The sequence below is a fragment of the Flammeovirgaceae bacterium SG7u.111 genome (assembly GCA_034044135.1).
Classification (GTDB): domain Bacteria; phylum Bacteroidota; class Bacteroidia; order Cytophagales; family Flammeovirgaceae.
This window is the reverse complement of record CP139021.1, coordinates 257880-271820: the sequence shown is the minus strand read 5'-3', so window position 1 is coordinate 271820 and position 13941 is coordinate 257880. Positions and strand designations below refer to the sequence as shown.

The window sequence follows — 13941 nt, the reverse complement described above, 5'->3', positions numbered from 1 at the left end:
CGCGCACAGGATCCTTTTAGACCTCAGTGTTTTAAACTAATTCTTAACAGCAATATTTTCTATGAAACATATTTTTTTGAAGAGCAACACACTGATTCTTTCTACGAAAGTGAAGGAAAGGCAATAAAATGACATAACCAGTTGGGGCTAGATTATTAGAGGGTAGCTTTAAGTTTAAGCTTTTCTATGAGGGTATCAATATCTGGTTGTTTACCCTGAATTTGTAAATCGGCTTGGTTGTAAAACACTTCACGGGCTTTCAGTTTCGACTTCAACTCGTCGAGCAACTGCAATCCAACAAAATCTTTGAGCAGAGGACGAGCCCCATGTTGTGCCATACTACGAGAGGCCAACTCTTCCACAGGAACTTTCAGGTACACAGAAATCCCCTGTTCTTTTATAAACTCCATATTACCGGCAAAACAAGGGACTCCCCCGCCTGTGGCTATTACAGCTTTTTCTGGCAAGGTACTTCTAAGCACATCTCCTTCCACTTTTCTAAAGTAATCCTCACCTTTCTCAGAAAAAATCTCAGGAATACCTATCCCCTCTCTTTCTGCAATCAGGTCATCGGTATCTACAAAATCGTAGCCCAACCTCTCTGCAAGTTCACTCCCCACCGTACTTTTCCCCGAAGCGGGCATTCCTATCAAATATATGCGCATGATTTTATTCTTGTTTGAACCTGTTGATTTTATGATCCAAAAATAAAAACCTTCGGGAAGATTACTAGTCTTCTTTCCTGAAAGCGCAACCAAAAGCTTATGTTGAAAATCCTTATCTTTCCTTTTTTGTGAGAAATGGAGAAAAAAAACACAGCCATATCGGATAATTTTCTTGGAATTGGACAAATAGAGACTTGGTTTGCCCAAAAAGACTGGAAACCCTTTCCCTTTCAGCTTGAAGCTTGGCAGGCGTACCTTCGAGGAGAGAACGGCATTCTCAATGCCCCAACTGGCAGTGGGAAAACCTACGGACTTTGGCTAGGCTGCCTAGCCGAATATTTTAACAATATTACCAAAAACAAACAGCCTAAAGGCTTGCAGGTCATTTGGATTACCCCACTTCGGGCACTCGCCAAAGATATTCAACGAGCTATGCAAGAAGCCTGCGAAGGGTTGGGCGTGCCTTGGGAAGTGGGTATTCGCTCTGGAGATACGACCGCAGCAACCAAAAGGCTACAAAAAAAACAAATGCCCCACTGCCTCATCACCACACCCGAAAGCCTACATGTACTGTTGGCACAAAAAGGATACCCCTCTCTTTTTCAAGAACTTAAAACGGTGATTGTAGACGAATGGCATGAGCTTCTTGGCTCTAAAAGAGGCATACAAGCCGAGCTGGGAATCTCCAGGTTAAAAGCCTTGCAGCCAAAGCTACGAGTTTGGGGGATTTCGGCTACCATTGGCAATTTACAGCAAGCAGGGGAAGTTCTTTGCGGAAATGGGTTTTACACCGTAAAAGCGAAAGTTCAAAAGAAAATCGAAGCGGTTTCCATCCTCCCCGATACCGTAGAAAAATTTCCTTGGACGGGGCATTTGGGCTTAAACCTCATCGACAAAGTTCTACCCATTGTTGAAAAAAGCACCTCGACCCTACTTTTTACCAATACCCGAGCCCAAACCGAAATTTGGTACCAGACCCTATTGGCAAAAGCCCCTTGGCTTGCTGGGCAACTGGCCATGCACCACGGATCGCTCGATCCGGCCATTCGGATGTGGGTAGAAGATGCCATCCACGAGGGGAAATTGAAATTGGTGGCCTGCACCTCTAGCCTCGACTTGGGCGTGGATTTCCGACCTGTGGAAACCGTGATCCAAATAGGTGGTCCAAAAGGGGTAAACCGATTTTTGCAGCGGGCTGGAAGAAGTGGCCACCGCCCCGATGCTGTGAGCAAAATCTATTTCATGCCTACCCACTCCTTAGAACTTATGGAAGGGGCAGCCCTCTCCCAAGCCGTGAGGGAAGTCACCCAAGAAGATAATGTCACCCACTTGGAAAGCCGTTTTCCACTCCAAAAGCCGATGGATGTGCTCGTACAATATATGGTTACTTTGGCTGTTTCGGATGGGTTTGAAGCAAAACAACTCTGGCAAGAAGTAAAAAGCACCTACGCTTACAGAGAACTGAGCAGGGAAGAATGGGAATGGGCACTGGCATTTATCACCACAGGGGGAAATAGCCTTGGTGCTTACGATGAGTTTAGTAAAGTGGTAGTCGAAAATGGCTTGTATAAAGTTACATCTCGAAAAGTTGCCATCCGTCATAGACTTTCCATGGGCACAATTGTGAGCGAACCGATGATAAAAGTGCGGTTTGTAACGGGTGGCTACATCGGTACGGTAGAAGAGTATTTCATCTCGAAGCTAAACCCAGGGGACGTATTTTGGTTTGCGGGCAGAAATTTGGAGTTTGTGAAAATGGACAAGCTTACCGCCAAGGTGAAAAAATCTAACAAAAAAAAGGGGCAAGTCCCCCGCTGGATGGGCGCACGGATGCCGCTTTCCTCGGAGCTAGCTGGGCTGATAAGGGAAAAGCTGGATGCCTTCCGAACATCAATCGACATTGAAATGCAAACCATCCGCCCTATGCTAGAACTGCAACATCGTTGGTCGCTCGTTCCTGCCAAAAACCAGTTTCTCATTGAGAAAATTCGGTCAGATGAGGGCTACCACGTTTTCTTCTATCCTTTTGAGGGAAGAATGGTGCACGAAATCATGGCAGCTATGGTCTGCTTTCGTATAAGCCAAATGCTGCCGATCAGCCTCACTTTTGCCATGAACGATTATGGCTTTGAAATCCTTTCCGATATAGAAATCCCGCTGGAAGATGCCCTCGAAAGCGACCTTTTCAGCACCGAAAACTTGCTCTTTGACATAGAAAGTAGTCTCAACGAAACGGAAATGGCTAAGCGTAGGTTTCGGGAAATAGCCACCATTGCCGGTTTGGTATTTAGAGGATACCCAGGCAAAAGCAAAAAAGCGAGACACCTGCAAGCTTCAACCCAGTTGCTGTTTGATGTTTTTTCCGAATATGACTCAGAAAACCTTTTGATAAAGCAAGCCTTCCAAGAAGTGATAGATATGCAACTGGAACACGGAAGGCTAGAAAAGGCAATGGACAAAATAAAAACGATGCACATCAAAGTGACCAACCCTCCCAAATTCACCCCGTTTGCCTTCCCTATTATGGTGGACAGAAGGCGCGATTCGCTAAGTTCCGAATCTTTTGAAAGCCGCATCCAAAAAATGCAGGTTCAGCTAGAGCAGTTTGCCGAGGAAGAAATTTAAAGCCTACTCCTCCTCTTTAAACTTTAGCCACCTGCGCTTCGCCCTCTTCATGAGGGAAAGGAACTTATAGGGGATATCGAGCTGGAGGGAAATAGGCTGCTGAGTAATTGGGTGGGTAAAATCTAAGCCCGTGGCGGAAAGGAATAATCCTTTGTGTTGGATGGATTTTTCCTTGTTTCCATAGATTTTATCCCCAACTATAGGGCTGCCCATGCCTGCGGTATGGATGCGAATCTGGTGGGTGCGGCCCGTGTAGGGCTTTAGTTTCAATAAAGAAATCTGCCCGCTTTGCAAGGCAGGAGAGCTGGAAACCAATTCAAATTCGGTAACGGCTTGCTGCCCGTTTACATCTTCTTCCAACACCCCACTTTCGGGAGTCAGCCCAACCACTACTGCATGATATGTTTTTTGGATTGTTCGCTCCTTGAACATCTTGCCCAGTTCGGCATGTGCCTTAGCTGTTTTAGCAGTTACGAGCAAGCCACTGGTCTGGAAATCGAGCCTGTGCACCGGTTTGGGGTACTTGAGCGCATCTGGCTCAGTCGATTTTTGCACATTAAAAGGAAGGGCATTCTCCAAGGTGCGAAACTGATTGCCACTCACCAACAGCCCGGCCGGCTTATGAACTATGGCAAGATACTCGTCTTCAAACACCACATCCATCTTAAATTCAAACACCCTTGGCAGTTTTTCCTCCAAGTCCATAAGTTGGATTTCATCGCCAGAGTTGACCCACCTGCCTGAGTCTGCTTCATCCCCATTGAGGTAAACCTCGCCTTTTTTGATGGCTTTTTTCACGCTGTTGCGGGAAGGTAATTGCTCAAAAATCCCGATTAAGTATTCGCTGATGCGGGCTTTTTCTGAAAGCATGGGGACGGTATGTTGCTGTAGTACTATCAAAAAAGTATGGGTAAAAAATGGGTTTTGGTTTTAACGCAGATGCTATTCAATGAAAAAAGGCATAGTCTCCCATGCCTTTTCCCTATTCACAAATAGCTACTATTCTTCAATCACAACAATTTTCTCGATCTTATCGCCTTGGCGAATCTCATCGATCACTTCCAAGCCTTCCACTACTTTGCCAAAGCAAGTGTGGTTGCCGTCGAGGTGAGAAGTATTGTCACGGCTGTGGCAGATGAAAAACTGCGAACCGCCAGTATTTCTTCCTGCATGTGCCATAGAAAGCACGCCACGGTCATGGTATTGGTTGTCGCCGTCAAGCTCACATTTTATGGTGTAGCCAGGACCGCCAGCGCCAGTACCATCTGGGCATCCGCCTTGTACTACAAAGTTAGGGATCACTCGGTGGAAAGTAAGCCCATCGTAAAAGCCTTTCTTGGCTAATTTGGTAAAGTTTTCAACCGCTATAGGAGCATCCTTTTCGTAAAACTCTACTTTCATCAAGCCCTTTGCGGTATGGAATTCTGCCTTTTTCATAATGTCAGATCTTGTTTGGTAAAATAATGGGTGCAAAGGTAGGGAAAAATATGGAGGGGGCAAGCACTGTGGGATATGTCAACGACGCCTCCACTTTACTTGCCCCCTCGTACAGTAGGCTTAAAAATCCTATTTATAATTTAAATAGACCACGCTCTTCCACCCGAAAGCTCTTGCACGTCTCCGCAGGAAACGTATTGACCCGGCACAGGTAAATAAGCAAGCACTTGCTCTCCTATATATTCGTTGCATTTGTAGCCCCAAATAGTCAGGTCTCTTATTCTCATAGCAAATGGAAAACCTTCTGTATTTTCCTTATAAATAGAAACGGCTACTTTTTGTACGGCTTCTTGGCTTATCTCTCCTCCAACTGTTTGCGCTATTTTGTCCAAGGTCTCTTTCAAGAGTTTTTGCTGCTTATCGTCCATTACCTCGGCAGCAAATTTGTCGATAAACACGTGTACGTTCATGTCCGAAGCCGAAGGAGTATCCGTTTTGGGCAAGAGCGCATCTACCAAATACGTTAGCGTTGCCCCTTGGTCTTTTGTAAGGAAAGTAGGCGCCCAAACGGCGCTTTCGTCTCCTTTGCTACAACTTTGTATGAAGCTTAGGAAAGTGGGTGCTGCCACGGTATACCCCAGCGACTTTCCCATGTTTAATAATGCTTTTCTTCTGTCCATTATATATTTCCTTTTTTAAGTTCTTTAACTGCATGATTAGCGGCACGTGCGGTAAATGCCATGTATGTCAATGAAGGATTTACGCAACTGGCCGAGGTCATAAACGAGCCGTCCGTTACGTACACATTTGGCACGGCATGTACTTGGTTATTTCCATTCAATACCGAAGTCTTCGCATCTCTTCCCATTCTGGCCGTTCCCATTTCATGGATGCCATGCCCCATATTGTAAGTACCATTTCTCTCTTTCACATCCTTCATACCTGCTTTTTTCAACATTTCTGCAGCTTGGCTCACCATGTCTTCACGCATCTTGAGCTCATTGTCACGAATATCTGCGTCAAAATTCACAGTTGGAAGTCCCCAACCGTCTACCTTATCATAATCCAAAGTCATTCGGTTGTCTTCATAAGGAAGGATTTCTCCAAATCCGCTAATCCCCATTCTCCATCCTCCTGGAGAAAGTATCGCTTCTTTAAGGTCTTTTCCCATAGAAAGCTCTGCCACGGCATCTTGCCAATTTCCTCGGCTGGCACCTCCTTGGTAACCATACCCTCGAATAAAATCCTTCTTCGAGTTTCCGCCTAGGTTTCTAAAGCGAGGGATATAAACCCCACCTGGCCTGCGACCTTTGTAATATTTATCATCGTAACCATCGAACGTTCCACTAGCACCTACCCCAAGGTGATGGTCCATCATATTTCTTCCCAACTGGTCCGAATCATTTCCAAGACCATTAGGAAAACGGTCAGAACGTGATTGCATCAAAATAGAAGTTGAACCTACCGTGGAAGCACACAAAAAGATAACCTTGGCATTGAAAACCATCTCTTCTTTTGTGAGCCTATCGATCACTTTTACACCAGAGGCTTTTTTCGTATCTGGGTCATAAATTACTTCTGCTACAACCGAATCGGGGCGAAGTGTCATATTTCCTGTTTTTGCAGCAGCAGGAAGTGTAGCTGCATTGCTACTGAAATATCCTCCATAAGGGCAGCCCCTTATACAGCGGTTTCTATATTGACAATTTGTCCTTCCTTCAAATCGCTTATCACCTGTGATGTGCGCTATTCTTCCCGAAGTCACCACTCTCCCATCAAATCCTTCAGAAACTTTCTCTCTAAAATGTTGCTCTACGCAATTGAGCTCCATCATGGGCAAAAACTCGCTATCGGGCAATTGAGGAAGCCCCAATGGCTCACCTGAAACTCCTATGAAAGACTCTACTTTACTGTACCACGGGGCAATGTCTTTGTATCGAACGGGCCAGTCTATGCCATGCCCATCTTCCTTGTTTGCTGCAAAATCCATGTCGCTCCATCGGTAGCTGTGGCGTCCCCACATAATAGACCTCCCCCCCACATGGTAGCCCCTGTGCCAATCAAACGGCTTGGTTTCGCTGTAGGGATGTTCAATGTCATTGACAAACCATTTGTGCGATGCCGCATGCATAATATAACCCGTGCGGGCTTGTTTAGGCTGCAATGCCAATTCTTTTTGAGACAACTTGCCTCCGTTAGGAAAATCCCAATCGTCTTTGTTTGCTGTTTCGTAGTCTTTTACGTGTTCGACCATCCGACCACGTTCCAACACCAAGGTCTTTAAACCGCTTTCGCAAAGCTCCTTGGCTGCCCATCCCCCACTGATGCCCGTACCAACGACGATCGCATCATAGAAGTCACGCTCCTCTCCATAATAATATTTACTCATTGTTGTATTTGTGAGGTTATGTTAATAATAGATTAAACTGATTGTCTGTAAGCAGGCTTACAGGTATGTAAAAACTCACAATTTATCATTTTTTTTGTAAAACTGTGAGCCCACTTTTTGCTTTTTAATTAATAAAGTGCATTTGTGGTTCAGGGAATCTTGGGAACGTTTGGTACGATGGGTTGTCAGCGGCTTTTTTTCTTTTTTATCCTATGGTTTATCCATTCATAACCAGAACCGAACCATTCCCCATGCAGATGCGAATGATACTGGTTTTTCATAATTTTATTAAAACCGTCCCCTCCCACTTGTTAAAACTTGCAAAACATTCTACCTTTTTTTGGAAGATTGAAGGAAGCTCGCTACATTCGCTTTGTAATTCAAAGTACTTTACTTTATCAAAATGTCAGAACAAACAAAAACGGATTACCTCAACGACTTAACGGAGATCAGGAGCTTGATGGAGCGATCTTCTCGTTTCTTGTCCCTCAGCGGGCTTTCGGGGGTATTTGCAGGTTTTTTCGCCTTGGGCGGAGCAGCTGTTGCCTACATGCTTCTCTACCGGGGTCGAGTACCTTTTCTCGATGGTATTTTCCTCAGCTCTACCGAGATAATCTCCTACCTCTTACTAGATGCGGTGGTGGTATTACTGCTAGCCGTAAGTACAGGAATCTATTTCACGGTGAAAAATACCCGCAAGCGTGGAGAGAAAATCTGGCACAGTTCCATGAAAATGTGGCTTTTCCACCTACTTTTGCCGCTTGTGGCAGGAGGGCTGTTTTGCCTAGAGCTGTTTTACTGGGGCGTGGGCGGTCTGGTGCCTGGCGCAACGCTGATTTTCTACGGGCTGGCACTGGTAAACGCAGGCAAGTTCACCCATGGGGAAATCAGGCAGTTGGGTGTCCTCGAAATAGGCTTAGGAATTTTGTCGAGCTTTTTTGTGGGCTATGGCTTGCTGTTTTGGAGCGTAGGCTTCGGGCTGCTACACATTTTGTATGGAATCATCATGTACCAAAAGTACGAGCGTGAAAGATCTGATAAATAAGCTGAACAAGGCTTTTGAAAATAGGATAAGGTTGGGAATAATGTCGGTACTGGTGGTGAGCGAAAAGGTGGATTTCAATCACCTAAAGGAAACATTGGACGCTACAGATGGCAACTTAGCCAGCCATATCAGTGCCCTTGAAAAAAAGGGCTATATCACCGTGACCAAAATCTTTATTGGCAAAAAACCAAATACTTCGTTTGAAGTGACAAAAGAGGGAAAAAAAGCCTTTACCGACCACCTAGACGCTTTGGAAGCCTTGCTCAAAATGAAAAATTCGATGTAGAGGAGGTAGGATATTTTTTTGAGCATTCACTTTGTAAGTCAAAGTACTTTAGTAAATAAAAACAAGCCAGTAGCTCGGCTCTAGCCGAGTGGCAACTATTTAAGTAGCCTCTGGCTACTGTGAGCGAGACGCTCACCAAATATCCCTCACTCGGCAGGAGCCGAGCGGGAGTTAGCAACAAAAAATACAACTTAAAACATACGCTAATGGAACAGATCACAGAAAAGGAAATCTTGCAAGAAGGCAAAGTGCCAAGCTCTAGCAAACTCAAGTTTAAATGGTCACCAATGTCACTTGCCGGCATCGTCATGGTGCTGGCATCTTTAGGCTTTTATTATCTTTCTATCAAAAATAATCTTGAAGAGGCCTCTTTCTTTGTAAACTTTGTGCTAGTATTTTCCTATTTTTTCATCCGAATAGTTTTCTATTATCCCCACTTCAAATTAAAATTCTGGAAACATCCCGCCAGCGACAAAGCATTTGCCTACACCCTTTTCCTCATCAGTTGCTTTGCCCTCAATGAAGAAATGAGGGTATTCAGCGAGTTCCCAGCTTGGCTGCTTGGCTATACGGTTTTGGTTCAATTTGCCCTTATCATCAAAAGCCATCGCGTTGAAGTACCCACTATTTTCGATGCGGTGCTGGTTTTCCTCATTGGGTCGGGCTTGGTACTTCACGGGTATTTGGCAATTTACCTTATCCCAATTTATCCTTTTTCTGCCATACTTTTCTTCTTCATTGGGCTTTCGCTCCATTCCTTTGTTCCTCTTGCCAACTTTATTTTACTCTTTAAAGAAGGTAAAAACAGCGTGAAAAAACACAACTATATGCGTACCCCGCTCATCTTGGGCATAGCATCACCTATTATCATCCTTATATGGTTTTTAAGCTCTGTTGGGATTATCCACCAAGACATCGAGAGTGTAAAAAAGGACTACCTCATCAGCAAACAAGGCTTACCCGAATGGATGTATATTGACCAACATATCACCAAAAATGCTTGGACAAACAAGGCATTTGAACTTCACCTCAATACAGAAATCAACCGTTCGAATGATTTTCTTTGGATTGGATTTGACCGAGGCAAGGAACACAACCCAATGGTATTTATTAGCAACCTATTTTTGGGCAAACTCGGACTGGACAGAAATGCTGCAGAACTAATTTCCAAAAGCGACCACGGAAACCGCCACAACTTCAACCGCAGGCTGTGGCGGGGAACGCATTTGGCAACAAGCACTATCCGCACCGATGTAGAGGTGTTCCCCCAGCACCGCTTGGCGTATTTCCAAAAGACATTCACCATAGAAAACCAGAATAAAAACAGTTGGCCAAGAGAAGAAGAAGCGCTTTACACGTTCCATTTGCCCGAAGGGGCTATCGGCACTTCGCTTTCGTTGTGGATAAATGGAAAGGAAGAAAAAGGAGCGCTCACCACTCGCCACAAAGCCGATTCGGCATACAGCACCATCGTAGGCGTGGAGCGAAGAGACCCTGCGCTGATGCACTGGCAGGAAGGCAACCGCATCACCGTTTCGGTGTTCCCTTGTACCTCCAAGGAAGCCCGTAAATTTGAAGTTGGCTTCACCATGCCCATGCGGTTAACTGATGGACAGCTCGTAGTAGACAACATTGCTTTCCAAGGTCCAAATTCAACCGATGCCATGGAAGCTGTGAAGCTGAAAATAGTGGGTAAAATGCCCGAAGGCAGCCAGATGCCTAACGGGTTTTACGAAGCAGAGGACGGCACGTTCGTGAAAGAAAGTACTTCAAAAAACGAATGGATTTACCAGCAGCCTTTGCTAGACATTTCCCCTGCTACTTTCGCTTGGGGTGGGTACGAGTACCAAGCATTTGCACCGCAATTTAGGCAAATGCCTACCAGCATTGAGCAAGTGTATTTGGACATAGACCAAAGCTGGGACGAAGACCTGTGGGAAGAAGTTTGGGAAGGGATAAACCACTTGGAGGTATTTGCTTTCGATGGTGGTGAATTGATAAAAATGAATGAGGAAAACCAAGAAAAACTTTTCAGAAAGCTAGCTCGGAAAAACTACGGACTACCTGCTTTGCACCTCGTGAGCCAGCCCAAGTCGAGTTTGATCATCAGCAAATCCAATAGTTTTTCTCCATTGCTCGAAGACATGGAAGGCATCGACTTCGCTTATAAAATGAACAACTTTCTCAACAAAGATATACCAAAAATCAAGCTGCTCGACCTTGGGGAAACGCCCTCGCCTTATGTGCAATCGCTCAACGAATTGGGCTGCTTCCATTACCTCCGAGGGGATGTTGATATGTTGATAACTACTGTTGATAAGCAAACTTATCCACAGGTAGAATTGGCAGAAAATGACACCTATATCCCTCAGGCACAGATGGTAGTGAGAAAGTCGGAAAGTTATCAACAATCAGCTGGCACAGCGCCCGATCACCTCATGCGTGTCCATGCTTTTGGGCAGTTGATGAAAAACTTGAGGGCTAGTTATTTTGATAAGAACCAAGTGACCGAAGAGCAAATTGCCTTGGCAAAAGAAGCCTATGTGGTCTCGCCATTTTCAAGTTTGGTAAGCCTTGAAAGCCAAGAGGACTACGACCGCTTCGACATCGACAACTCGGTGAACGGGCTGGGCAACGCCGCCATCTCCAATTCAGGCGCAGTCCCTGAACCGCACGAATGGGCGCTCATTATCATCGGCTTGGGCTTCTTGGCATTTATGATTTGGAGAAGGAAAATGAGACTAGTTTAATATAGTAGAGCTAAGGCATGCCTTGGCTCTCAAGTGAAACATCTTTGGGGTGTTGATATGTTGATAACTTCTGTTGGCAACTTTAAAAACACCGCAAATGCCGCTCGGTTCCAGCCGAGTGGCAACTATTTAAGTAGCCTCTGGCTACAGTGAGCGGGACGCTCACCAAATACCCCTCACTCGGCTAGAGCCGAGCGAGATAAAGAGATAAAACTGCTCTTATGAAACCCAACAAAAAACAACTTCAGTATATTTTCTTGGCAGTGGGGCTTTGCCTTTCCCTGACGAGCCGACCGCTTTGGGGCTATGCCTTCCAATGGCTCAATGTCGCCTTGGTTGCTGCATTTTTGCCTTTTGCTATTTCTTTTTCAAGCAATCAAGAGCGCTCCAATCGCTATGGCTGGTGGGCACTGGGCTTGCTAACGGCTTATGTTTTCGGCTTCCAACTAGCAACGGTTTTGTTTGTAGCAGTCTGCTTCTTTTTGCTTTTTATACTCGAGTCCAAGTTGGGAAAACTCAGCCCCCTTCCCTTAGTTTTGCTTTTGCTCGTCTCGCCATTCACCGCTTATTTGCTCAAGATTTTCAGCTTCGATTTGCGCTTGCAACTCACCCAAATAGCAGGCTTTTTCCTTGGCTTTGTGGAAAAGGATATTCGGGTGGAGGGCAACCTAATTTACCTAGGCAAAACCCTCTTCGCCGTGGACGAAGCCTGCTCGGGACTGAACATGCTCATCACGGCCTACATCGTGGGCACGGGTCTTCTCGCATTCCAGCTTCGGGAAGCAAAAAAAAGCATAAGCTGGCTGCCCATGGGCGGCTACTTGGTTGTCATTGGGGTGCTGGTGCTAATTTCCAACCTCTGCCGCATCGTTTCCATCGTTTTCTTGCGGGCAATGCCCGAAACCCTTTCCCACGAACTCCTAGGAATTTTCAGTCTGGTTCTTTGGGTGTTTATTCCGCTGTATTTTATCTCTGGATTTTGGGCAACGCTTTTTGGTGGGAAAGAATTTTTCTCTTTCAAGCTTCGCTTCCCTCCTCTTTTTTCAGCTTACGCAAAAAATATGTTGATGGGAAGCTTTTTTGTAGGATTGATTTATCTCAACTTCCAGCCTGCGGTGTTGGAAGAAAACCCCCAAGCCGATTTTTCAGGGTACGAAAAAGTGGCAAAAAAAGCTTCTTTGAACTGTAGCATGGCAGCAGGAGGAACGCTCAAGATGACCAGCCCGCAAGCGATTATTTATGCCAAGCCTTGCCTAGGTTTTTATCGCAGCGAGCACAACCCCACCATCTGCTGGCGGGGCAGCGGCTATGCCCTCAGCCAAGAACAAAAAAAGGAAGTAGGCGGAAAGGAAATATTCATTGCCGAGCTCCAAAAAAACGAGGATGTGCTCTACACCGCATGGTGGTACGAAAGCGACGGTTTACAAACCACCAGCCAGTGGGAATGGCGAAAACAAATGCTCCAACATGGAGATAAAATTTTCCTCATCAACATCACCTGCGAAAGCCCCGAACAAGTGCAGAAAGAAGTTTTGAAGTGGTTTGGAAATGGGGTTATTTGATGATGAGATGCCTACGTCGTGGTCGCTTCGCGCGCCCACGACGTTATGGAAAGCAGTAGATGATTGCCCGCCTCCGCGGCAATGACGGAATAGGAAACAGCCCCTCCCGATGCATCACCCCCGCGGAGGTAGATGGTCGGGTGGCAAGGATGTATTCCTGAAAGGGAATTAGCCTTGGTAAGCACCCCAGCGTCGTGGGCGGTCGGAACGACCACGACGGTTATTTATCCCCTAAAAAATCATTTTACCACCATCGTAATTTGGTACTGTGCCACGCCATAAAACTTGAAGGATTCTTCCGAAAGGTACTTTATGTCTACGCTGCCTCTGATAAAAAATAGTTCAACAGCAGAACTTGAGGGTATCCCCTCAAATAGTTCTTTAGGAATTATAGCTTTCCCACTCTCTTCAAGCCTTATTACTCTTTTTACCACGGCTGAACCTTCGCTCCATAAAATATAAAGCAACAAGCCATTTTCATTTTTCCCGTCCTTATTCCACTCGATTTCAAAATCACTTTTCGGTAAAGACCAACTATTTGAGCCAGAGTGCGCCATGGCAAGTGGGATTTCCACCACCAACTTTTTGGGCACGTACTGTTCAAAGGCCAGCTCCACTTTTCCATCTCGGATGAGCTTTACTGTACTTTTCTTGCCAAAAACCGGGGCTATTTTCTCCACCTTTTCCTCGTTGCTCAAACTTCCCTCAGTGGGCAAATAATTACCGTTTGCTTCGTTATACACCATTTTCAGGTCATCAAAAACAAACTCGCCTCGGTCAGAAACTTCCTGCCCCAACACTTTATTATACCTTGCAAAAATTTCCCCTTGCTCTATTTCTTGATCGTTCCGCATCCTATTCCCAAAACCAGTGGTACGAATGTACATCGAACCATTTGTTGCAGTGAAAAACATATCTGCATAGTCCCCAAGGTATTTTCTTGCTTCGCTTTCGGAAGTCAGATCAACTACCTTGTTTTCTTCAAATTCTATTTCAGAATTAGTGCAGGAAATCGTTCCAACAAATATTAAAAACAAAAATAACGGGCATAACCTTTTCATAAAACACAATCGGTCAGAGGTTAAAAATCAGCTTCTTATATAAATATAACAAAGAAAAATATAGAATTCAAGAAGCACAAAAAAAACTGGTTGCATAGTATTATGCAACCAGTTAAAATCT

11 protein-coding genes are annotated in these 13941 nt (G+C 45.2%); 5 read left to right on the top strand and 6 right to left on the bottom strand.

Annotation, left to right across the window (positions count from 1 at the left end):
• Nucleotides 1-155: 155 nt before the first annotated feature.
• Nucleotides 156-665 carry a shikimate kinase gene (locus R9C00_01075; GenBank protein ID WPO36040.1) on the bottom strand — a complete coding sequence of 170 codons (510 nt, stop codon included), beginning with the start codon at nt 663-665 and terminating at the stop codon, nt 156-158.
• A 135-nt stretch (nt 666-800) separates the two neighbouring features.
• Here R9C00_01075 and R9C00_01070 point away from each other — a divergent pair, with 135 nt between their 5' ends.
• A complete protein-coding gene (locus tag R9C00_01070) occupies nt 801-3290 on the top strand; it encodes a ligase-associated DNA damage response DEXH box helicase (protein WPO36039.1) in 2490 nt (829 codons plus the stop codon).
• Nucleotides 3291-3293: 3 nt separating this feature from the next.
• On the opposite strand, the gene R9C00_01065 is transcribed toward R9C00_01070, so the two are convergent.
• The 4 genes from R9C00_01065 to R9C00_01050 all read right to left on the bottom strand — a co-directional run bounded on the left by R9C00_01065 (nt 3294) and on the right by R9C00_01050 (nt 7116).
• Nucleotides 3294-4160 carry an RluA family pseudouridine synthase gene (locus R9C00_01065; GenBank protein WPO36038.1) on the bottom strand — a complete coding sequence of 289 codons (867 nt, stop codon included), beginning with the start codon at nt 4158-4160 and terminating at the stop codon, nt 3294-3296.
• A gap of 129 nt (nt 4161-4289) precedes the next feature.
• On the bottom strand, nt 4290-4727 hold the full coding sequence (locus R9C00_01060; GenBank protein WPO36037.1) for a peptidylprolyl isomerase: 438 nt from the start codon (nt 4725-4727) through the stop codon (nt 4290-4292).
• Nucleotides 4728-4867: 140 nt separating this feature from the next.
• The gene (locus tag R9C00_01055) at nt 4868-5407 is read right to left on the bottom strand and encodes a gluconate 2-dehydrogenase subunit 3 family protein (GenBank protein ID WPO36036.1); all 540 of its coding nucleotides are present in this window, start codon (nt 5405-5407) and stop codon (nt 4868-4870) included.
• Nucleotides 5407-7116 carry a GMC family oxidoreductase gene (locus R9C00_01050; protein ID WPO36035.1) on the bottom strand — a complete coding sequence of 570 codons (1710 nt, stop codon included), beginning with the start codon at nt 7114-7116 and terminating at the stop codon, nt 5407-5409. Before R9C00_01050 ends, R9C00_01055 begins: the two co-directional genes overlap by 1 nt.
• Nucleotides 7117-7519: 403 nt before the next feature.
• Here R9C00_01050 and R9C00_01045 point away from each other — a divergent pair, with 403 nt between their 5' ends.
• The 4 genes from R9C00_01045 to xrtN all read left to right on the top strand — a co-directional run bounded on the left by R9C00_01045 (nt 7520) and on the right by xrtN (nt 12759).
• Nucleotides 7520-8161: a hypothetical protein gene (locus R9C00_01045; GenBank protein ID WPO36034.1), complete on the top strand. Its 642-nt coding sequence runs from the start codon at nt 7520-7522 to the stop codon at nt 8159-8161.
• Nucleotides 8142-8447, top strand: a complete 306-nt coding sequence (locus R9C00_01040; GenBank protein ID WPO36033.1) for a transcriptional regulator — start codon at nt 8142-8144, stop codon at nt 8445-8447. Before R9C00_01045 ends, R9C00_01040 begins: the two co-directional genes overlap by 20 nt.
• A gap of 206 nt (nt 8448-8653) precedes the next feature.
• Nucleotides 8654-11197: an XrtN system VIT domain-containing protein gene (locus R9C00_01035; protein WPO36032.1), complete on the top strand. Its 2544-nt coding sequence runs from the start codon at nt 8654-8656 to the stop codon at nt 11195-11197.
• Nucleotides 11198-11418: 221 nt separating this feature from the next.
• Nucleotides 11419-12759, top strand: coding sequence for an exosortase N (gene xrtN / locus R9C00_01030; GenBank protein WPO36031.1), 1341 nt, complete (start codon nt 11419-11421; stop codon nt 12757-12759).
• A 239-nt stretch (nt 12760-12998) separates the two neighbouring features.
• Here xrtN and R9C00_01025 read toward each other — a convergent pair whose 3' ends face one another.
• Entirely contained in the window at nt 12999-13820 is an 822-nt protein-coding gene (locus tag R9C00_01025; protein WPO36030.1) for a hypothetical protein, read from the bottom strand.
• Nucleotides 13821-13941: the final 121 nt, after the last annotated feature.